Origin of the sequence: Luteimonas deserti (assembly GCF_013425765.1) — a bacterium.
Classification (GTDB): domain Bacteria; phylum Pseudomonadota; class Gammaproteobacteria; order Xanthomonadales; family Xanthomonadaceae; genus Luteimonas; species Luteimonas deserti.
In genome coordinates this window covers 45,747-66,047 of sequence record NZ_JACCJZ010000011.1, presented here as the reverse complement: position 1 = coordinate 66,047, position 20,301 = coordinate 45,747, and the positions used below count along the sequence as shown (strand labels likewise).

General features: G+C 70.3%; 25 protein-coding genes. 14 read left to right on the top strand and 11 right to left on the bottom strand.

What is annotated here, in order from left to right; genetic code table 11:
• Positions 1–140 precede the first annotated feature (140 nt).
• The 6 genes from H0E82_RS05245 to H0E82_RS05220 form a co-directional block, all read right to left on the bottom strand.
• Complete coding sequence (locus H0E82_RS05245; protein WP_219338424.1) at positions 141–491, bottom strand: RcnB family protein; 351 nt, start codon at positions 489–491, stop codon at positions 141–143.
• Between the two features lie 173 nt (positions 492–664).
• Positions 665–1,927 carry a chromate efflux transporter gene (chrA, locus tag H0E82_RS05240; RefSeq protein ID WP_180544403.1) on the bottom strand — a complete coding sequence of 421 codons (1,263 nt, stop codon included), beginning with the start codon at positions 1,925–1,927 and terminating at the stop codon, positions 665–667.
• Between the two features lie 189 nt (positions 1,928–2,116).
• Entirely contained in the window at positions 2,117–2,485 is a 369-nt protein-coding gene (locus H0E82_RS05235; protein WP_180544402.1) for a response regulator, read from the bottom strand.
• Positions 2,482–3,480: a sensor histidine kinase gene (locus tag H0E82_RS05230; protein ID WP_180544401.1), complete on the bottom strand. Its 999-nt coding sequence runs from the start codon at positions 3,478–3,480 to the stop codon at positions 2,482–2,484. Before H0E82_RS05230 ends, H0E82_RS05235 begins: the two co-directional genes overlap by 4 nt.
• A gap of 142 nt (positions 3,481–3,622) precedes the next feature.
• Positions 3,623–3,871, bottom strand: coding sequence for a hypothetical protein (locus H0E82_RS05225; RefSeq protein WP_180544400.1), 249 nt, complete (start codon positions 3,869–3,871; stop codon positions 3,623–3,625).
• A gap of 107 nt (positions 3,872–3,978) precedes the next feature.
• Positions 3,979–4,605, bottom strand: a complete 627-nt coding sequence (locus H0E82_RS05220; protein WP_328796960.1) for a DNA-3-methyladenine glycosylase — start codon at positions 4,603–4,605, stop codon at positions 3,979–3,981.
• A 210-nt stretch (positions 4,606–4,815) separates the two neighbouring features.
• Here H0E82_RS05220 and H0E82_RS05215 point away from each other — a divergent pair, with 210 nt between their 5' ends.
• From H0E82_RS05215 to H0E82_RS05205, 3 genes are all read left to right on the top strand, one after another.
• Complete coding sequence (locus H0E82_RS05215) at positions 4,816–5,340, top strand: hemerythrin domain-containing protein (protein ID WP_180544399.1); 525 nt, start codon at positions 4,816–4,818, stop codon at positions 5,338–5,340.
• A 336-nt stretch (positions 5,341–5,676) separates the two neighbouring features.
• Positions 5,677–6,258, top strand: coding sequence for a hypothetical protein (locus H0E82_RS05210; RefSeq protein ID WP_180544398.1), 582 nt, complete (start codon positions 5,677–5,679; stop codon positions 6,256–6,258).
• Between the two features lie 99 nt (positions 6,259–6,357).
• Positions 6,358–7,539: a GAF domain-containing sensor histidine kinase gene (locus tag H0E82_RS05205; RefSeq protein WP_180544397.1), complete on the top strand. Its 1,182-nt coding sequence runs from the start codon at positions 6,358–6,360 to the stop codon at positions 7,537–7,539.
• Between the two features lie 14 nt (positions 7,540–7,553).
• Here the strand turns inward: H0E82_RS05205 and H0E82_RS05200 are convergent, their stop codons facing one another.
• On the bottom strand, positions 7,554–8,036 hold the full coding sequence (locus H0E82_RS05200; RefSeq protein WP_180544396.1) for a hypothetical protein: 483 nt from the start codon (positions 8,034–8,036) through the stop codon (positions 7,554–7,556).
• A gap of 156 nt (positions 8,037–8,192) precedes the next feature.
• On the opposite strand from H0E82_RS05200, the gene H0E82_RS05195 reads away from it, so the two are divergent.
• From H0E82_RS05195 to H0E82_RS05185, 3 genes are all read left to right on the top strand, one after another.
• Positions 8,193–9,320 carry a PQQ-dependent sugar dehydrogenase gene (locus tag H0E82_RS05195; protein WP_219338423.1) on the top strand — a complete coding sequence of 376 codons (1,128 nt, stop codon included), beginning with the start codon at positions 8,193–8,195 and terminating at the stop codon, positions 9,318–9,320.
• Positions 9,321–9,854: 534 nt separating this feature from the next.
• The gene (locus H0E82_RS05190; RefSeq protein WP_180544395.1) at positions 9,855–10,115 is read left to right on the top strand and encodes a hypothetical protein; all 261 of its coding nucleotides are present in this window, start codon (positions 9,855–9,857) and stop codon (positions 10,113–10,115) included.
• A gap of 93 nt (positions 10,116–10,208) precedes the next feature.
• Positions 10,209–11,519, top strand: coding sequence for a glycoside hydrolase family 2 TIM barrel-domain containing protein (locus tag H0E82_RS05185; RefSeq protein ID WP_180544394.1), 1,311 nt, complete (start codon positions 10,209–10,211; stop codon positions 11,517–11,519).
• Between the two features lie 52 nt (positions 11,520–11,571).
• On the opposite strand, the gene H0E82_RS05180 is transcribed toward H0E82_RS05185, so the two are convergent.
• Positions 11,572–12,282, bottom strand: coding sequence for a response regulator transcription factor (locus H0E82_RS05180; protein WP_180544393.1), 711 nt, complete (start codon positions 12,280–12,282; stop codon positions 11,572–11,574).
• A 171-nt stretch (positions 12,283–12,453) separates the two neighbouring features.
• Here H0E82_RS05180 and H0E82_RS05175 point away from each other — a divergent pair, with 171 nt between their 5' ends.
• The 7 genes from H0E82_RS05175 to H0E82_RS05145 all read left to right on the top strand — a co-directional run bounded on the left by H0E82_RS05175 (position 12,454) and on the right by H0E82_RS05145 (position 16,621).
• Positions 12,454–12,777, top strand: coding sequence for a DUF6122 family protein (locus H0E82_RS05175; RefSeq protein WP_180544392.1), 324 nt, complete (start codon positions 12,454–12,456; stop codon positions 12,775–12,777).
• A 66-nt stretch (positions 12,778–12,843) separates the two neighbouring features.
• Positions 12,844–13,398 (top strand): hypothetical protein, encoded by a 555-nt coding sequence (locus H0E82_RS05170; RefSeq protein WP_180544391.1) that lies wholly within the window; start codon positions 12,844–12,846, stop codon positions 13,396–13,398.
• A 101-nt stretch (positions 13,399–13,499) separates the two neighbouring features.
• On the top strand, positions 13,500–13,898 hold the full coding sequence (locus H0E82_RS05165) for a host attachment family protein (protein ID WP_180544390.1): 399 nt from the start codon (positions 13,500–13,502) through the stop codon (positions 13,896–13,898).
• Entirely contained in the window at positions 13,898–14,227 is a 330-nt protein-coding gene (locus H0E82_RS05160; protein ID WP_180544389.1) for a thioredoxin family protein, read from the top strand. The genes H0E82_RS05165 and H0E82_RS05160 overlap by 1 nt, the downstream gene beginning before the upstream one ends.
• 206 nt (positions 14,228–14,433) lie before the next feature.
• The gene (locus H0E82_RS05155; RefSeq protein WP_180544388.1) at positions 14,434–14,649 is read left to right on the top strand and encodes a hypothetical protein; all 216 of its coding nucleotides are present in this window, start codon (positions 14,434–14,436) and stop codon (positions 14,647–14,649) included.
• A gap of 723 nt (positions 14,650–15,372) precedes the next feature.
• Positions 15,373–16,101 (top strand): SOS response-associated peptidase, encoded by a 729-nt coding sequence (locus H0E82_RS05150; protein ID WP_180544387.1) that lies wholly within the window; start codon positions 15,373–15,375, stop codon positions 16,099–16,101.
• Positions 16,102–16,168: 67 nt separating this feature from the next.
• Positions 16,169–16,621: a hypothetical protein gene (locus tag H0E82_RS05145; RefSeq protein WP_180544386.1), complete on the top strand. Its 453-nt coding sequence runs from the start codon at positions 16,169–16,171 to the stop codon at positions 16,619–16,621.
• Positions 16,622–16,767: 146 nt separating this feature from the next.
• Here H0E82_RS05145 and H0E82_RS05140 read toward each other — a convergent pair whose 3' ends face one another.
• Together H0E82_RS05140 and H0E82_RS05135 are read right to left on the bottom strand one after the other, a co-directional pair.
• The gene (locus H0E82_RS05140) at positions 16,768–17,256 is read right to left on the bottom strand and encodes a cupin domain-containing protein (RefSeq protein WP_180544385.1); all 489 of its coding nucleotides are present in this window, start codon (positions 17,254–17,256) and stop codon (positions 16,768–16,770) included.
• 52 nt (positions 17,257–17,308) lie between these two features.
• Entirely contained in the window at positions 17,309–17,827 is a 519-nt protein-coding gene (locus H0E82_RS05135; RefSeq protein WP_180544384.1) for an adenine phosphoribosyltransferase, read from the bottom strand.
• Positions 17,828–17,950: 123 nt separating this feature from the next.
• On the opposite strand from H0E82_RS05135, the gene H0E82_RS05130 reads away from it, so the two are divergent.
• Positions 17,951–18,730 (top strand): lytic transglycosylase domain-containing protein, encoded by a 780-nt coding sequence (locus H0E82_RS05130; protein WP_425600317.1) that lies wholly within the window; start codon positions 17,951–17,953, stop codon positions 18,728–18,730.
• Positions 18,731–18,780: 50 nt separating this feature from the next.
• On the opposite strand, the gene H0E82_RS05125 is transcribed toward H0E82_RS05130, so the two are convergent.
• Positions 18,781–19,920: a PQQ-dependent sugar dehydrogenase gene (locus H0E82_RS05125; protein WP_425600319.1), complete on the bottom strand. Its 1,140-nt coding sequence runs from the start codon at positions 19,918–19,920 to the stop codon at positions 18,781–18,783.
• Between the last annotated feature and the right edge of the window lie 381 nt (positions 19,921–20,301).

Below are 20,301 nucleotides of genomic sequence, written 5' to 3'. Positions count from 1 at the left end.
CGATCCTGCTGGACGATGTGGCATCGCAGCGGGTGGGCGGCGAGGGGGCGCTGGACTGCCCCGAGGTAGGATCCGGATGCCGTCTCCGATGGCGTCCGGCCGCAGCGGCCCGGCGGCTTCGCCGGCCGGGGCATCCAATTTCAGCGCCCGAGGATCTCGACGATGAGGCCCGTGGCCGCGGCCACCAGCAGGTACTTGTCGTCGTGCTGGCGCACCCAACGGTGACCGGGGGGCGGGGCTGCGAGCCGATAGCGGCTGTGGTGGTCCACCCAGTAGCCGTCGAGTTCCGACACCGGCAGCCGGTCGCCCTTGCGCCATGCCTGTTTGCTCCATCCAGGCGGTGTCCCGTGGGGGCCGCCCGCGTGGGCAGGTGGGCCCTTTCCACGGGCGTGGGGCGGCGGATCCGCCCACGCGGACGCGGCGAGGCCGGACAGGCCGACCGTCAGTGCGAGCAGAACGCCCGGTGTGCGCACCAGCTTGAATCGCCCCATCTCGTGTCTCCATTCGTTCGGACGCGTCCAATCTAGGGACACCGGCGTGAACACGACGCGCCGTGGGCGCAGTCGCCGTGTCTCCGGTGCGGCCGCCCGGCACGCGAACGCTCTGGGGGCTGCCGAGCGGACCGGGCGGACACGGCGTTTCGCCTGCCGAGACGTCCGCGCACCTAGCTCGTCACGTGCTGCGCGGCCCAGCCCCAGAGCGCGGCACCGGCGATGACGGCCGGAATCACCAGCTTCGCGCCCGAGCGGAACAGGATCGCGAGCGCGATCGCGAACAGGACCGCTGCCTCGATACCGGTCAGGCTGGTCCGCAGCAACGCCAGCGTGGTGCCGGCGATGAGCCCGACCACGCCAGCGGTGACCCCTTCCAGGAACCGGCGAATCCGTGGCTGGTGCACCAGATGCTCGAGCACGTCGTGGCCCAGCAGGGTGAACGCGAACGCGGGCAGGAAGACACCGGCGGTCATCGCCACCGCGCCCCAGGGACCGCCGCCGAGATACCCGACGAACGTCGCGAAGATCACCAGCGGCGCGGGCAACAGCCCTGAGAGGGCCAGGCCGTCGAGAAACTGGCCATTGCTCATCCAGGCGCCCTGGGTCACCGCGTCGCGCTGCAGGAACGGGATGACCGTGTAGGCACCGCCGAAGGTCAGCAGGCCTGCCTTCAAGCCGGACCAGAACAGCACCGTCCACGCCATCGAGCCGGAGTCCGCACCGCGGGCGCTCCCCGCACCGGTATCGGTCAGCGCTTCGAACCCGGCGAGGCCGCCCACCCGCGCCACGTGGATCGCGATCCCGACCAGCGCCAGTCCCGCCAGTGCGGTGGCGAGGCGGACGTCGCCACGTCGCGCCAGCAGGTAGATCACGCCGCTGCCCACCAGCACGATGCCGAAGTGCACCCCGGCCAGCTGCGCGGCCGTGGCGAGCAGGGCCACGGCCCACAGCCAGCGGTCGGTGATCACGTGTCCGCCGATGCGGAACACCGCGCGCACGATCAGTGCGGCAACCGCAACCTGCACGGCGGCGAAGACGGCGGTCAGCCCGCCGGTGTCCAGGCCGTAGCGCACGTAGGCCCAGGACAGCGCGAACATCAGCAGGAAGCCCGGCAGCATGAAGCCGAGCCCCGCCAGCATTCCCCCCAGCCGACCGCGGGACTTCATGCCGAAGTACACGCACAGCTCGTGCGCCTCCGGGCCGGGCAACACCTGGTAGACGGCCAGGACGCGGTTGAAATGGCTGCTGCTGATCCAGCGGTCCTCGTCGACCAGCTCCTGCCGGATCATGGCGATCTGGGCGACCGGGCCGCCCCAGGCCAGTGCGCCGAAGCGCAGGAACCGCAGGAACAGCCTGAGCCAGGGCTCCTTCGGGATGTGGAAGCCGTCCTCGCCGGCGGCCGGCGCGTCGGCCCCATCGCGGGTGGTTGTCATGGGCGGTCGGCCGGGCGGAGGATGAGCCACATCCTAGTCGAGCCGGCGGATGCGCCCCGTGCGTGAACCGCCGCGGCGACGCCGTGTGCGCGAGGTCGGCGCCGCGCTCCTCGGTCGGCCTCGCCGGCACGGGGCGGCGGCGAGCGAGCTGACGTCCGGTCAGGCGCACGCATGCGGCGCGTTCGGGCGCTAGTTCGCGACCGGCCCATGGGCCGCGATGGCGCGGCGCAGATCGTCGGCCCCGTAGGGCTTCTGCAGGATGTAGCGCGACCGCAGCCGCTCGGGGACCCCCGCGGCGCCATAGCCGGTCGTGAAGATGTATGGAATGCCGAGCGCGTCGAGACGGTCGGCGACCGGGAAGCTCGTTTCGCCGCCCAGATTGATGTCGAGGATCGCGAAACGGACGTCGCGTGCGGCGAGGGTCTCGAGCGCCTGGCACACGGTGCACGCGATCGTCGGGGCACGGTGACCGAGCTCCAGCAGGAAGTCTTCCAGCAGCATGGCCAGGATCGATTCGTCCTCGACGACGAGGATGGTGGCCTCGACCCCGGCACTCATTCCGCGTCCGCCGCGAGCAGGGTGGTCGCGCGGAACACCACACCCTCGGGCGCGTAGACCAGGTCGACGTCGCCGCCGAGGTCTCCGCGCAGGCCGCGTTCGAGCAGGCGCGAACCGAAACCGCGGCGCGACGGCGGCATTACCGGCGGGCCGCCCTGCTCGCGCCAGACCAGGCACAAGCGCTCGCCTGCCGCGTCGGGAACGCGGGTCCACCGGATGTCCACCTCGCCGCCGGTCCCGGACAGCGCGCCGTACTTCACCGCATTCGTGCACAGCTCGTGCAGGGCCATGGCCATCGCCAGCGCGCGCCGGGGCTCGAGGTGGCCGGCCGGCCCGGCGAGCTTGAAGCGCTGGCCCGGAGCCGTTTCGTAGGGCGCCACCGCGCCCGCGACCACGTCCGTGATGTCGGCGCTGCGCCAGTTCTCACGAGTGAGCACATTGTGGGCACGCGACAGCGCAAACAGCCTTGCCTCGATGCGGGCGCTGCCGTCGGCGAGGTCGGAGGCCGTGCCGAGGGTCTGCCGGACCAGCGACTGCACGGTGAAGAGTGTGTTCTTGACCCTGTGGTTCAACTCGTTGATGAGCAGTTGGAGGTGCTCCTCGTGCCGTTTGCGTTCGGTCACATCGCGCGTGCTGCCGGCAATGGCCTCGACCGCGCCATCCGTCCCGATCACCGGGGTGAAGATGTAGTCGTAGGTGCGCAGCCCCTTGGTGGTGTGCGGAAAATTGACGTCGCCGCGTACCGGCTCGCGAGTGGCGATCACGCGCTCGATCTCTTCATCGTGCATCGCCGCGTGCCAGGGCTCGTAGCCGAGTTCGAGACAGGTCTTGCCTTCCGCGTCCGCCCAGGTCAGGCCCCACATGGCCAGCAAGGCCTCGTTGGCGTAGACGAACCGGTGCTGCAGGTCGAAGACGTAGAGCAGGTCCGGCGTGGACTGCAGCAGCACGTCGTAGACACGCCATGTCGCGGAGTCGCGGTCGGAAGACGGATGCATGGCAGCGGCCGGGTCGGACGGTGGCCGACTCTAGCACCGCGCCAGGCGGGTCATCCGTCTGAGCACGACCGCCGGCCCAGGGAGCCGCGGGCACCGACGGAAGCGCCATGCTCGACGCTGCCGCCGGGTGAGGCGCGCCGTTTCAGGGACGCGAATGCACCTGCGGCTCGGGCAGCACGCATTCGTCCGGTACGTTGTGTCGATGCGCGAGCGTGTGCAGCTCGGTGCGGATCCAGTCGCGTTCGTCCGGCGGTGCGTGCTCGCGCAGGTAGGCGGCCATGTTGGCCAGCGCGGCGATCTTCTTCAGGCGGTCGCCTTCCGAATCGCCGTAACCGCACAGGCTCGAATCCAGATCGCGCAGTGCGGCCGTGGTGGCGTCGTCGATGGGCATGGGGCGTCCTCGGTCTGGCGCGCACTTTAGGACGCACGCGTGCAGGGCGCGTCACGGCTTCGATGCGCGGGCGCCATCCGCGCGGACATCCGTCGACGTCCCGATACTTACTCCGTTCTACGCAGCGGCCGGCGTTTGGAGACGTGCGGATTGTCCGGCACATGCCATCGCCAGGGCAGATCGACCGCCTTCGTAATCCCGACCCGCGGGCCGACGACCGGCTGGAGTGGTGGCTCGACTCCGTCGGAGACGATGCATACCCCCTGCGCACCGGTCACCAGATCCGCGCCGTCGAACCGTCGATCGATTCCCATGGCCTGGGCGAGGCGGCCCGGTCCGCTGGCCAGGTCCTGCGTACGCCGGGCCTTGCTGCGTGCCTGCCTCATCAGGTCAAGGCCGTCCACCGGCTCGAGGGCCCGCAACAGCACCCCGAAGCCCTGGCCGATCTCGCCGCACACCGCGTTCGCGGCCCAGTGCATGCCGTAGCTGAAGTACACGTAGAGATGTCCGCCATCACCGAACATGCTCGCATTGCGCACGGTACGCCCGCGGAACGTATGCGCCGCAGGGTCTTCGCTACCGGCATAGGCCTCGACTTCGACGATCCGGCCCACACGGCCGTCATCGCGCAGTAGCAGCTTGTTGAGCAGCTCCGGCGCGACCTGGGCAGGGTGCCGCCGGTAGAACGCGCGCGGCAGCGACGTCAATTTCGGATGCGGTACGACGACGGACACGTGGCCTCCTGATGCAGTGCTACCAGAGCAGCCTGCATCGCGGCCCGTGAGTGCCGGGCATTCGCAGGCACGGAATGGCGACACCGTGCGCGATGACCCCCTTGCCCTGCGGGCCGGATGAAGCGGTGGGTTGCCGCGCGGGTGCCGTTTTCACATGGTCTCGAAGTCCGCTGGCGTCCAGTGGACGCCCCAGCCCCCGAAGGACCTGCCATGCGCGACATCCTCAAGACACTCAAGGACGAGCACGACGAGTTGCGCTCGCTGTTCGACGCGCTCAACGCGACCACCGACCGCGCCGAGAAGAAGCGCACCGAGCTGCTGCAGAAGATCGAAGCGGCGTTGATTCCGCATGCGAAATGGGAAGAGCTGGTGTTCTATCCCGCGTTCGCCGAGCGCGCCTCGCACGACCAGCTGCTGCAGCACGCCGAGGCGATCCAGGAGCATCGGGCGGTGGAACTGACGGTGTTGCCGGACCTGCACGCTTCGCCCAAGACCAGCCGCCAGTTCGCAGGCTCGGCGAAGGTGCTGTCGGAGTTCATCACCCATCATGCGGACGAAGAAGAGCAGGACATGTTCTCCGCGGCGCGCACGCTCTTCAGCGCGGAGGAACGCGCGGACCTGGACGAGCAGTACGAGACATGGAAAGCCTCGCCTGCGGCCGCGGCGCTGACCGTCCACGCCAAGGTCAAGACCGCGTTGAAATCCGTGATCCGCAATCCGAAAGCGCCCGGCTGAGACGGCAGGCAGGCCGGCGCGTGACCGGGTGCAAACCGCGCCGCACCCGGGCCGACCTCGCGTACCAGCGCAACGCGCCCTGCGGATCGCGCACCGTCAGCGCCTCGGCCGGCACGTCGCTGGACGCGAACACATGGCCCGAGGACTTCCGGCAGGCCACGCAATGACAGGCATCGGGCGGCGCCAGCGGCGCAGCGCCGGTCGTATGGCGTCGCGGCAGACATCCTCCGGCCATGTGTCCAGCGTCGAACCGCGGATGCCATGCATCCCGATCGCTGACTGGCTGCGCTGACGCGGCTTGCTAGAGTGCGGGGCCATGTACCGCCGGAGTGCGTGATGGCCTCGATCCTCTCCCGCGCCATCGTCCTGTGTCTGCTGGCCGCGGGCGCACCGGCGCACGCCGCCGGTGCCGGTGACATGCACGACTGGTGGCAGCGCCTGCAGTCGCTGTGCGGCCGGGCGTTCCCGGGCGCGCTGGTCCGCGCACCGGAGGACGACACCACCTTCCGTGATGTGCCACTGGTGATGCACGTGCGCCAATGCAGTGCCGATCGTGTGCGCATCCCGCTCGTGGTCGGCGACGATCGGTCCCGCACGTGGGTGCTCACCCGCACCGCCGCAGGCATCGAGCTGCGCCACGACCATCGCCAGCGCGACGGACATCCGGATGCGGTCACCCCGTACGGCGGCTCCACCAGCAATCCCGGCAGCGCCGAGACGCAGATGTTCCCGGCGGATGCCGCGACACGTGACATCCCCGATAGCGGTCAGCGCAGCGTCTGGCTGATGGAGATTCACCCCGGCACACGGTTCGTCTACGCCGCCAATCGCGTAGGCACGCTACGCGGCTTCCGGATGGATTTCGATCTCGCCCATCCCGTGCCCGCGCCTGACGCGCCATGGGGTTGGGTCGACTGAGATCGGGCATGTCTTGTAGCGTGTGCGAACCATGACGCGGTGCCGGCCGGACTGTGGCAGCCCGTGCCAGAATCGTGACCGGTCGACAAGGAGGACTCCATGCACCAGCCTGCACCCGCCCTGTCCGAGCACATCGAATCGCGTCGCCTGGCGTCCTTGCACGCCTACTGCATTCTCGACACCCCCACCGAACCGGTGTTCGACGACATCAGCCGGATCGCATCCACCGTATGCCAGACCCCGATCGCGGTGGTGAACCTGATCGACGCCGACCGGCAGTGGTTCAAGGCCGAAGTCGGTCTGGGCGTGCGCCAGGCGTCGATGGACGCTTCGATCTGTACCCACGTGTTCCTCGAACACGACTATCTGGAAATTCCCGACACCACGCAGGATCCGCGCTTCGCCTGCAACCCGCTCGTCGTCGGCGAGCCCGGATACCGCTTCTATGCCGGTGCCCTGCTGAAGACGCCCGATGGCCTGCCGATCGGCACGGTCTGTGTCCTCGACACCCGGCCCCGCCGCTTGACGCCCGAACAGGCCGATACCCTGCGCGCGCTGGCCCGGCAGGTGATGGCCCAGCTCGAACTGCGCCGGTTGCTCGCCGAAGCGCACGCGGTGAGCGCACAGCGCGCGCGGGTGCTGGCCAGTGCCGGTCACGATCTGCAGATCCCGCTGCGCGCCGCGTTCTACGCCATCCATCGCGCGCGTGCGGGGGCGCGCGAGGAGCAGATCGCGCGGCTCGACCACGCCGAGCAGGAACTCAATGCAATCCAGCAGAAGTTCGGTGAGCTGATCGCCTCGGCCACCGGGCGCGGCGGGTTCGTGCCGCCGTCGCTGGACGTCGCCGACGTCGCGCCGATGCTCGACCAGGTGGCGGCCTCGTGGCAGCGCGCCGCGACGCGCAAGGCCGTGACCCTGACCGCGAGGCACGAGCAGTCGCCGTGCCTGGCCTGCACCCACGCCGGGCTGCTGGAAACCCTGCTCGGCAACCTGGTGTCCAACGCGGTCAAGTACACCCCGTCGGGCGGTCGCGTGGACCTGGTGTGCCGCTACGAGCACGGCCTGGCCTGCATCGACGTCATCGACACCGGCGTCGGCATGGACCCCGCGCGTGTCGACCGGTATTTCGAGGCGTTCCAGCAGGGCGACGCGCAGTCCGAAGGGCTCGGTCTCGGCCTGTGGATCGTACGCCAGACCGCCGAGGCCCTCGCGGCCGACCTGGATGTCGCGTCCTCGCCCGGCGAGGGCACCCGGATCACCGTGCGCCTGCCGCCGGGCTGACCCGGCTGCGGCAGTCAGCCCGCTCGCCCGGCCGGCGTGACCGGCAGCCTGCGGCGCGTGAGCAGCGCGAACAGCGCCCCGCCTGCCGCACTGCCCGCGGCGATCGCGAGCAGGCCGCCTGCGCTCCGCGTTGCATCGATCAGCACCGGCATCGGCGCGAAGTGATCCGCAGCGCGGATCGCGACCACCAGACCGACGCCCGCCGCGACGGTATAGAGAGGGGTACGCAGGCGCGGCCAGCGTCGCGCACATCGCCACGCGAGAGGCAGCGCGGGCAACCACGCAGCGGCCACCAGCGCGAGGTGGGTCGGGCCGTAGCCGACCAGATCCTGCAGCGTCGTGGCCACCCGCGTTCCCGGCGGGATCTCGACGAACGGTGTGAGCGCCTGCAGGTTGAACTGGGTCTGCAGCACCGTGCCCCAGACGGTGGCCAGGCCCAGCGCGAAGGCGAGCGCCGCCAGGCGTGTCGTCCATGGCACGGAACGGGGGTCGGTCATGTGCAACGTTCGGGCATCATCATGGCCATGATCATGCCGCACACCACACGCACCACGCACGCAGTGGCGGAGACGCACACCACGCACTCGGTTGTCCGGGCCCGCATCCGGGCCGCCGCGGACGGACGACGGCGCAGGCATCGTCCGGCGTCGAAGGTGCGTGCGGTTGTGCTCGGTCTGCTGGCGTTGCTGTGCGTGGCGCCGCCCGCCGCTGCGGGCTACCGCATCGAAACCGTGGCCGAAGGCCTGATGCATCCCTGGTCGATCGCGTTCCTGCCGGACGGCCGCGCACTCGTGACCGAGCGCCCGGGACGTCTGCGCCTGCTCGAACCGGATGCGGCAGGGCGCCTGGTGCTGCGCGAGACGCCCGTTCCCGGCGTTCCCGGCGTCCTGGCGCGGGGCCAGGCCGGTCTCTTCGACGTGGCGATCGATCCGCGTTTCGCCACGACCGGACGCGTCTATCTCTCGTACGCCCACGGCACGCCGACGGCCAACCATCTGCGCGTCGCCCATGCGCGGCTGGGGCCGGACGGGCTTGCCGAGCTGACGCCGGTGTTGACCACCCAGCCGGCGAAGTCGCACACCCAGCATTTCGGCGGGCGCATGGCCTGGCAGGCTGACGACACCCTGGTGGTCGGCGTGGGCGACGGCAATCTCGTGCGCACCGATGCCCTCCGCCTGCACACCCATCTGGGCAAACATCTGCGCATCGACCGCGACGGCGGCATTCCTCCGGACAACCCGTTCGCCACGCGGACGGGGGCACGGCCGGAGATCTACAGCATCGGCCATCGCAATCCCCAGGGGCTGGTGCGGGTGGGCGGGCTGCTCTATGCGCACGAGCACGGGGCCAGGGGCGGCGACGAGCTCAACCGGATCGACGCCGGTGCCAACTACGGCTGGCCGATCACCACCGACGGCGTGGACTACACCGGCGCGCGGATCACGCCCTACACCCGGTGGCCCGGGGTGACGCCGCCCCTGCTGCACTGGACGCCGTCGATCGCACCGGCCGGCCTGACCTGGTACGACGGTGCGCTGTTTCCCCACTGGCGCAGCAGTCTGTTCGTCGCCGCGCTGGTCGAGCGCGGCGTGCGGCGCGTACCGATGAAGGGCGGGCGCCCCGGTGCGCAGGAGGTGCTCTTCACGGAACTCGGCGAGCGGATCCGCGACGTGCGCGCCGGCCCGGACGGCGCGCTGTACCTGTTGACCGACAGCATGCAGGGTCGGGTGCTGCGGATCGTGCCCGACGCATCGGCCGCGCCGCCGTCCCCGCCGCGCTGAGCTGCAGCGGGAACGTCCATCACCGCTGGCCTCGACGACCTGCACCGACGCGCGCCCGGTGTGCTTTGGTCGGCATCGGCCTGCCGAGGCGCGCCACGGCGCAACGGGGTGTGGTCGTGCTGCGCAGCGGTGCTCCGTCCCGGTGTGGCCGGGCATCGTTTCAACCGATCCCCGTGCCGCCGTCCTCGTCCCGCCCGTCGTGCGGGACGCGTGTCATTGCTGTCGGAGCCTGTTCTCCGGGATGGCCGCCGCGCCGGAGTATGCCGCCGGCGTCGAGCAGTCACTGCCCATGTCGCAACGTCGATCGCGACGGCCGCACCGGGCAACGCGATGCGAGCGGCGACACTCTCGCGCGAAACTTCGGCCGGCGCGTGCACCGGCGTGCGGGGCGACGAGGTGCGCAGGCTCCACCGGGCCCACGTCCGGGCGGGTGTCACCGGGCCGTCGCAGCGTGCAGCCCGGGCGCGAGGCGCTGCGCTGCGGGCGCAAGACGCATTCACCCGAACGTACGCGCGGGACGTCGAGAGTCCCGTCATGGACACCATTCCCGTGCTCTATCTCGTGCATCTGCATCCCGGCGGCGCAGCGGACGCCCCGCTCGGCATCGACAGTCTCGCGCTCGCGCCGGGCCTGCATCTGGTGATGTCGACCGGCACGCGTTCGCAGCTCTATCACCGGATCAAGCGGCGACTCGCGCCTGCCCGATTGCTGGTCGCGCCCCTGGCCGAGGCGCCGAAATTCAAGGGAATGGCGCCGGGTGCGCTGCGCTGGCTTCGCGACCGCGGCCTGGCGTAGCACGGCCGGGCCGCGCACGGCCCGGGCCTGGTCCGTCGCTGTCGCCTCCGCGGCGCATGGCATCATCGGCGACCGCCGATCCCGGGTGTTCCGATGCGCGTACTGACCCTGCTGTGTGTCCTGCTCCTGACTCCTGTCGCAGGGCTAGCCGTCGCGACCGACCTGGCCGCGGGACCCTCCCAGGTCCGCGTCGTCGAGACGCACGGAGTGTGGCACCTGACGGTCGATGGTGCGCCCTTCCGTATCCGGGGCGCGGGCGGCTCCGGAGGCGACCTGGAGGCGCTGGCCGCGCGCGGTGGCAATGCGTTGCGCACCTGGAGCACCGGGCCCGACCACGCTGCGGTCGATGCGATGCTCGACCGCGCGCAGCGCAACGGCCTGCGCGTGGCGATGGGGCTGGCGGTGGGCAAGGAGCGGCACGGCTTCGACTACGACGACGCCGATGCCGTGGCCGCGCAGCTGGCGCGCATCCGCGCCGAGGTGGCCGCGCATCGTGACCATCCGGCGGTGTTGATGTGGCTGGTCGGCAACGAGCTCAATCTCGAAGCGCGCAATCCCAAGGTGTGGGACGCGGTCAACGCGATCGCCGAGGCGATCCGAGAGATCGACCCGCACCATCCGGTGATGACGCCGCTGGCCGGGTTCGACGCGGCGTTGATCGCGACGCTGAAGGCGCGCGCACCCGCACTGGACCTCATCGGCGTGCAGCTCTATGGCGACATCGAAGGCGTGCAGGGCCGGCTGCGCGCGGCCGGCTGGACCGGCGCCTACGTGGTCACCGAGTGGGGCCCGACCGGGCACTGGGAGAGTCCGGAGACCGCCTGGGGCGCGCCGATCGAGGACGATGCATCACGCAAGGCGCAATTGCTGGCCGAGCGCTACGTGCGCGACATCGACAGCGACCGCGCGCAGGGCCTGGGTTCGTTCGTCTTCCTCTGGGGCCAGAAGCAGGAGCGCACCCCCACCTGGTACGGCCTGTTCCTGCCGGGCGGTGAGTCGACGCCGGCAGTGGACGCGATGCAGTACGCATGGACCGGGACGTGGCCTGCCAATCGCGCACCGTCGATCACGCCGCTCCGCATCGACGGACGCCTGGCCGGCGACAGCGTCACCCTCGCGCCCGGCGCCTCGCATGTCGCGAGCGTCGAGGTCGAGGACATCGACGGGGACCCCGTCGAATACCGCTGGGTGCTGCGCGAAGAAAGCCGTGCGACCACGATCGGGGGTGATCCCGAAACGTTGCCGCCTGCGGTGCCCCTGGCACGCGCTTACGTCGAGGCCGGCCGCCTGCGCTTCGACGCACCGACCGCGCCGGGGCACTACCGCCTGTTCGTCGAGGCCCACGACGGGCAGGGCCATGCGGCCTACGCCAACATCCCGTTCCAGGTGGCGGTGCCGCGCTGAGCCGGCGGAGCGCCGCGCTGCCGACCGCACGCGCGGCGGCCGTGCCGCGCCCTCAGGCGACGGCGCGGCTCAGATCGGCAACGCGGTAGCCCGCGCCGGTGATCGTGTGCAGCAGCTGCACCGACTGGTCGCGGTCGATCGCCTTGCGCAGGTTGTAGAGATGGCTGCGCAGGGTGTCCGAGTCCGGCAGGCTGAGGCCCCAGATCTCCTGTTCGATCTCGCGCCGGCTGACCACGCGCGGTGCCTCGCGCATCAGGATGGTCAGGATCTTCATCGCGATCGGCGCGAGATTGAGTTCGCGCTCGCCGCGCTGCACGCGCAGGGACACCGGGTCCAGACGCAGGTCGCCCACCTCGAGAACCGCGGCGCCGACTTCGCGGCGGTCCCGGCGGATCAGCGCCCGGATGCGGGCCTCCAGTTCCTTGATGTCGAAGGGCTTGGTCAGATAGTCGTCCGCACCCGCTTCGAGACCCTCGATCTTCTCCTCGAGCGAATCGCGCGCGGTCAGCATCAGGATCGGCGTGGAGCTGCGACCGTCGGCGCGCAGCCGGCGGCAGACCTCGAGACCGCCGAGTCGCGGCAGCATGAGGTCGAGCACGATCACGTCGAACGGGTTCTCCGATGCCAGGTTGTAGGCATCGATACCATCGGCCGCGTAATCCACCTCGAACCCGCGACTCTCCAGGAACTCACCGACCGGCTCGGAAATATTGCGGTTGTCCTCCACCAGAAGGACCAGACCACCCGGGCTGTGATGCGCCATCCCACGACTCCGACTGCGATTAAGGTTCGCGAAATTCGCATCACGCCGGTCGAGACGCGGTGAACGTCGCCCCCTGGCCCTGCAATTTCGGCAGACGGCGCCAAACCGGGCGTGAGCGACGCGCCTGCCCGCCGCAGGTAGGCTGGACCCGTTTCCACCGCTCGAGACCGTATGGGCACGCGCGCCATCCTGCATCTGCTTCTGCACGCCGCGGTTCCCGCGCTTCTCGCCTGGTGCTTCTGGCGCAAGCGTTTCCTGCACGCCTGGGCCTGGATGCTGCTCGGATGGGCGATCGATCTTGACCATCTGCTGGCGGATCCGATCTACGCGCCGGGCCGCTGCAGTATCGGCTTCCATCCGCTGCACACCGCACCCGCGATCGCCGTCTACGGCGTCCTGGCGCTTCCTGCGCGCACGCGGCTGCTGGGAATCGGCCTGGTGGTGCACATCGCGCTCGACGCGATCGATTGCCTGTGGATGCGGTTCGCGCCTTGATGCGGCGCAGGCGCGATTCAAGCAGCGGCTGTTAGCGTGGGGCTCGACGTCACCCGGAATCGCGCCATGTCCACGTCCCGCCTGCTGATGTCCATCCTGCTGCTGTGCCCGCTGGCGTCCGCGGCGGGCGAGGGCGGGGTGGATCTGCGTGCACCCGCGCCCGCCTTGTTCACCGGGCCGGGTGCGCTCGGCGATGGCGAGTACACCGGTCCGCGCACCCGCCCGCGGAATGTTCCTTCGTCCGATGGGAGGCTCGGGGCGAGGGCGAGGGGCTGTCCACGCGCGGTGGACGGCAGCGACCGTCCGGTCACCGGGAGCGTCACCACCGGCATCGGCCATTCCCGCGCCGGCACCAGCCGCTGGAATGCAGCCGACCTGCACCTGTGCAGCGAGCACGTCAATGCCGCGGGCGACGTGTCCGCGCGCCACGTGCAACTGCGGGTCGGGCATGCCGAAGGTCCCGGCGGGTTCGGCCTCGATCCCTACGGCATCCCGTACCGCGGATCCGGTGGGCCGTTCGACGCCGGACGGGCCGGCTGGTACGGCGGCGCAGGTCTTTGGCCCGACGTGCATCCGGCGCCGCGCGAGAGCTGGTCCGAGGGGCGTCGTCCCTGGCGGTGAGCCGGAGCGGTGCGCCCTGCGTTGCATCGCGCTCACATCCGGCTGCCTAGAGTCGTGGCGTGCCCAGCCGGGCACGTTTCGCACGTAATCGGAGAAGCCGTATGACGATGAAGATTCCGCAGGGCGCGCTCGTGGTGGTGGCCAACGGTGGTGCCGCGCGCGTTTTCAGCAACGTGGGCGACGAGCGCACGCTGACCCTCAAGCAGGAGGCCCTGCTGGAAGGCATGAACCTCGACGACGATGGTCCGGCCGGTTCCATGCCTGCCGAATCGAGCGCGTCGCAGCTCGACGAGGCCACCTTCGCCAAGCAGCTGGCGCTGGGGCTCAACGATGGCGCGCTGAAGAACCGGTATGCCCATCTCGTGTTGATCGCAGACCCGCAGACACTGGGGCGCATACGCCCGCTGCTGCACAAGGAAACCACCCAGCGCCTGGTCGGCGATCTGGCCAAGGACTTCACCAACGCACCGCTCGAGACGATCGAGCGCGCGCTGTCCTGATGGCCGCGCCGCTGCACTACGCGAGCGACGCACCGGACAGGGACGAGGTCGATGCCATGCCCGGTGAGCTCGCGCTGGAGTTCGGCACGGCGTGGTGCCCCCACTGCCAGGGTGCGCAGTCGGCGCTGCAGCCCGAGCTGGCGGCGCGCCCCGGCCTGCGCCACCTGCGCATCGAGGACGGCCCGGGGCGTCCACTGGGGCGCAGCTTCCGGGTGAAGCTGTGGCCTACGCTGATCGTGCTGCGCGATGGCGTGGAAGTGTCGCGCGTGGTGCGCCCCACATCGCGTGAGGATGTCGCGGCCGGGCTCGCGGCGCTGGATCGGACGTAGACATTGCGTCGCCGGCGTCGGCCTCCGGCGCGGGCCCGAACCGCCCGAACGTCCCGCCGGCTGCGCGATGCCGGACGTCCCGCCGGCTGCGCGATGCCGGACGTCCACCGGATACCGGCGGCCGGACAGCGACCGGCACGCGCCTTTCATGCGTCGGGCGTCATGATGGTGGCATTGCACTGGATGTGCAGATCTGGACGACAGCCATGCCCCCCATCAGCTTCACACTCCGCCACAATGCATCCACCTTCGACTGGGTCCTCGTCGAGGACACAGGTGCTCGCGCGTCCGTGCATTACCTGACCCGCACTGCGGCGTGTGCGGACATCGCGTGCGACGCCCAGGTGCTCTCGCGGGGCGCGACCGTGCGTATCCACGGGGCGGATGGCGGTTACGAAAGCGAGCAACGCTTCGCCGCCTGAGCGTGACTGGGGGGCGCATTGCCCTGTCCATTTGCACAACTCTCGATCGACGCGCGAGGCCTGTTGCTCGCGCTCGTTCCGATCCAGCCGAAATCGACACGCGCCGACGGCGACAACGAAATCAGGAGTGTGCGTGTCCGGCGCCTTTGCGGCCGGGGCCGTCCGCTCCGCGCCTGCGCTGACGATGCCGCACCGAAGTGCCCTCGAAATCTGAAGGGGGACGCGTGTCAGTCCATCTCGGGTAGGGATACGAATTCCTGCTCCGATGCGGTTCGCTCGGGTGACGCGAAATGCACGTACCAGTGCTCTCCTGATCGGAGCTACGGATCTGCTGCGTCCCCGTCAACGGGGCTGCGGTGGATCCTGTGGTCGCGTCGGCGACGGCGGGTCCTGTTGCGGCTGCGGATCGCGCTCGGGATCGCCAGGTGTCGGCAATGGGGGGTCGATGGGCTGGTCGGGCACCGGATCATGCATCGGGTGTGGAATCGAACCCGGCACATCCTCGACCGGGACCGGGGGCGTTTCCTGCGGGATGTACGACATGACGACACTCCTCTGCGATGCACCCACAGTGCGTCGTGCAATGCGAGTCAGACGTGAACATTCCGGGGGCGCGCCGGCGCAGCGCGCGTGCAGCCGCTTCACATCTGACGGGCAATGCTCCCGGGATGCCATTCAATCCGCCGCATGCAGTCTCGGCAGCCGTGCCACCGGGCCGGCGCCATGCGTAGATTCGTGCAGGCCTTCACCAGCGACATGATGTCGTCTGCGCTGTCCGAGGCGCTGGCGGCGTCGCTGACCGCATCGCCGGCCCGCTACAACATCGGCAAGCGTCGCCCGGCTGCGGTGATCGCCGCGCGTGACGACGCCCTGCGGGTCGAAGACTTCGACTGGGGCCTGGTGCCCGCCTGGTCACCGCAGCCCGAGACGCGCTACACCACCGTGACCGCGCGGCTGTCGCGTGCGCCGCGCAGCCGCATCTTCAAGCGTCCATGGGACACCCGGCGTTGCGTCGTGCCCATGAACGGGTACTACAAATGGGACCGCAGTGCCGAGGTGCCACAGCCCTACTTCATCCAGGCGCAGGACGGGAGTGCGTTGTTCGCCGCCGGCCTGTGGGAACACTGGCGCCGGGATCAGCCCGAACTGCTGTCGTTCGCCATCCTCACCCATCCCAACCCGGCCATTCCGGCGCCTCTGGTGCCGGACGGGCCGATCTTCATGCCCGCCACCGCGATCGCGCCGTGGATCGCGGGCCCGAAGCACGCCGAAGCCTTCCTCACCGGCATGCCTCAGCCGGCGCTGGAGACCTATCCGGTGTCGCGGCGGATCCGGAGTCCCGACGTCGACGACTACACCCTGCTCGAGCCGGTGACGCCTCTGGCCGACGATGATCGCGCGTGGCTCGACGCCGCCTTCGACGATGACGAGGAGCTCGACGACGAGGCATGACGTGGCCTCCACCGGCCGCGCGTATCGTGGATACGGATGCGGCGTCGTGCCGTGCGGATCACCCCCGATGAAGCCTCGCCTGCCTGCCCGTGTCCTCCTCGCCGCCGCATTCGCCGTTGGCGGTGCAGCGGCGCAATCGCCGTTGACCGAAGACGAGGCCCGGTACCTGGGGGCCTACGTCTTCGAGCGCCAGGCCGAGGTGTTCCGCCGCTTCTGCGCGGCCGATGCCGAGAGCAGCGCGGAGCTGGAAGCGGGCCTGGCACGGTTCCGCGCCGGAAATCCGGGCTTCGCCGACGCGCTGCAGACCCCGCCTGAGCGCGCCGAGGTGGCAGCCGGTGTCCAGGCTTTCGACACGCGTTTCGAGGCGATCGCCGTCGCCATGCACGACGTCCTCGCGACGCGGACACCGCGGGAGCAATGTCCCGACATCGCGCTGCGCCTCGGGTCGATGCAGTTCGAGACGATGATGGCGGAAGCGACCGGCGGCATCACGGAGGCGGTGACCGCGTCCGTCCCCTGAGGCGTCATCGCGGCCGGTGAACGGCTCCGCCTTCGCAGGCGTCCCTCTCACTGTGCCGGAGCGACCCCGGGGCGTTGCGTGCGGCGGCAGCCGTGCTCCGGATGGGGCTGCGCGCACGGGCCGTGGGCCCAGGACACGGAGATGCGTCATTCCGCCCGGAACGGGGCGCCGGTCACCGGGTCATGATCCGGATCGGGTACGGCCAGGATGCGCGCTCGGATCGCCGCATCGGGCGGCGTGCGCACGATGTCCCAGTGCTGGCCCTGCGGATACGCGCCCACCACCTGGAAGTCGGCCCCGGCCTCCACGCAACGGTGTCCCGTGCCGGCTGGCAGCAGAAGCGCATCGCCCGCCTCGACGTCGATCCGGATGCCGGCCGGTCCCCCCAGCTCCAGAGATGCAGCGCCGCGGCTCACCCCAAGCACCTCGTGGGCGGTGGTGTGGTAGTGGTGGTAGTCGTAGACGCCGCCGCGCCAGTCGGGCGGCCAGCGATGGTGGTCGAAGCGCCGTTCGAACGCGCGGGCATCGAATGCCCGGCCCTCGGCGGTCATGATGCGCCGGTAGATCCGCAGCGGCAGTCGGGGATGGTTCGGCACGCCGTCGCCTGGCGGCAGCAGCAGGGTTTCGATGTGCATGGGCGGTCTCCACGTTCATGCAGGCAGGAGTGCCGACACCCCGACGATGCCCTCAGGCCCGCAAGGCGGCGTGCAGAGGCACCCCCTGCGGCCACCTCGCGCGCGCGTCGAGGGCCGACAGCTCGACCAGGACCGCCGCGCCGAGCACGTCGGCGCCCTGGGCGCGGAGCAGGGCCAACGCTGCGAGCAGGGTGCCGCCGGTGGCCAGCACGTCGTCGACCAGCACCACCGGCGCGCCGGGCGGCACGGCATCGACATGGATCTCGATCCGGTCGCGGCCGTACTCCAGCGCGTAGTCGTGGTGCAGCGTGTGCGCCGGCAGCTTGCCCGGCTTGCGTACCGGCACGAAGCCCGTGCCCAGGCGCTGCGCGAGGGCTGCGGCGAAGATGAAGCCGCGGGACTCGATGCCGACGAACGCCACCGGCGGCGCCTCGCGCCAGGGCGTGGCCATCGCCTCGACGGCTGCGGCGAAGGCGGCCGCGTCGGCCAGCACCGGGGTAATGTCCTTGAACACGATGCCGGGTCGGGGGAACCCGGGAACGTCGCGGAGCAGGTGCGACCAATGCGGCATGGGGCGTGGCCGTGACAGGGCCGGTGATCATGGCCGCGTCCCGGCTGCGACACAAACCTCACGGGGCAGGGCGTATCCCCCCAGGCAGCACGGCCACCCGGGTGGCCGCCCTCGAGCCGATGCATGCGCAGCGCGATCTCCGCGGGTATGGCCCTCGTCCTCGCCACGGCACTCCTGCCCGGCGAGGTATGGGCGCGTACGGTCTGGCGCTGCGTGCGCGACGGTACGGTGAGCCTGTCGACCGCGCCGGAGCCGGGATCGCGATGCACGGCGCAGGTGCTGGACGACGATGCGGTGCAGACGCCCAACCTCTGGGGCGCGATGGGCGTCTTCAGCGGTGTGCTCTACGAACGCGATCAGGACGGCCAGCGCGTGTATGGAACCCGTCGTCTGCCCGGTGCCCGGGAATATCTCCGCTTCACCGTGGACACGCCACCGGGGGAGCCGGCGCATACCGGGCTCGGCCGGGTGGGCGCACCGCGGCTCGATGCATGGCCGGCGTTGTTTCGGGACGCGGCGCGCACGCACGGGCTCGACGAGGCCTGGCTTCGGGCGATCGCCCATGCGGAAAGTGGTCTCGACGCGGCGGCGGTTTCGCCCAAGGGCGCGCGCGGGGTGATGCAGCTGATGCCCGCGGTGATCGCCGACTACGGCGTCACCGATCCCGACGCACCCGCGCAGTCGATCGGCGCCGGTGCGCGCCACCTGCGCTGGCTGCTGCAGCGCTACGGCGGCGACCGCACCCGCGCCCTGGCCGCGTACAACGCGGGGGTCGGCGCGGTGGACCGGTACGACGGCGTGCCCCCGTATGCCGAGACGCGCGCCTACATCGACACGGTGCAGGGGCTGTACCTGCGGTATCGCGAGGCCATGGGACGGCCGGTCGAACGACCGGCCATCTGATCAAGAACAGGCCGCGGTTCGCACCGCGGCCCGGATACACGCGAGCAGGCTCAGCCTTCGCGAGGTGCCAGCCGGATCAGGCGACCCTCCTTGCCGTCCTCGATCACCCACAGGGCGCCGTCGGGACCCTGCTGCACGCCGCGGATGCGTGCGCCCATGGCGAAACGCTCCGCTTCGCGGGCCGTGGCGCCATCGAGTTCGATGCGTACCAGCGTCTGGCCGGACAGTCCGCCCGCGAACGCATTGCCGGTCCACTCCGGAAACAGCGTGCCGGAATACACGATCAGGCTCGAAGGCGAGATCACCGGCGTCCAGGTGATCAGCGGCTTGATGAACTCCGGCCGGGTATCGTGATCGGGAATCGGCCTGCCGTCGTAGTGGTCGCCGTTGGAGACGATGGGATAGCCGTAGTTGCCGCCGCGCTCGATCAGATTGAACTCGTCGCCCCCAGCCGGGCCCATCTCGATCTCCCACAGCTGGCCGTTGCCGTCGAACGCGATGCCCAGCGGATTGCGCAGGCCCAGCGCCCAGACCTGCGAGGCGACCTCGCCCTGGTCGACGAACGGGTTGTCGGCCGGCACGCTGCCGTCGTCGTTGAGCCGGACGAGCTTGCCCATGTTCGAGCCCATGTCCTGCGCCGGGTCGAACTTCTGACGGTCACCGGACGAGATCCACAGCATGCCGTCGGGACCGAACGCGATGCGGTGCGCGTAATGGCCGTTGCCGCTGACCTTCGGCACCTGGCGCCAGATCACTTCCATGTCCTGCAGTGCACCGGACTGCGTGTCCAGCCGCCCGCGCGCCACCGCCGCGCCGCGGCCGCCGTCGCCGTCTTCCGCGTAGCTGAGGTAGACCAGGCCGTTCTGCGCGAACTGCGGATGCGGCACCACGTCGCCCAGCCCGCCCTGACCGCCGTAGCCGACGGCCGGAACGCCCGAAATCTCCCGCGCCTCGCCGGCAGGCAGGGTCACGTGCTTGAGTACGCCGGACTTTTCCGTCACCAGCAGGCTGCCGTCAGGCAGAAAGGCCAGTGCCCAGGGTTCGTTGAAAGTGGCGACCGCCGTGCTCGCGAACGGGACACCGGCGATGACGTCATCGGCTGCTGCTGCGAGCGGCGCCTGATCCGTCGCCGGCGTGGCCGCTGCGGGCGCAGCCCCGTTGGCGGCGCTGCCGTTACAGGCTGTGAGCATCAGCAGCGATGACGCGAGTGCGGTGAAGGTGAGAGGACGCAGACCCATGGGAATCTCCAGTATCGAAGCGGAATCGCCGAGTGTCGCATGGCGACGCGGGCGGATCCGCGCGCGGTCTGCACACTGCGTTTCGTCAAGATTGCGTTGCTGTTCACGTGCGTCGACGAACGTCTCACCCTTCGACGCGCCGCCGCGCGTGGACTGCAGGCGGCGCCGTAGCGGTGTTCTCCGCGGTCCGTTCACGCCGGCTCAACGATCGCGGTAACCCCACCGGAAAGACATGTGGTTAAACCTCTGTAAGCGCGGGCGGCGCAGCGCAAGGAAAGTTCATTTCCGGCGCGGCAAGGTGGGACCCGTGCGGTATCCACGACGAGGATGAAA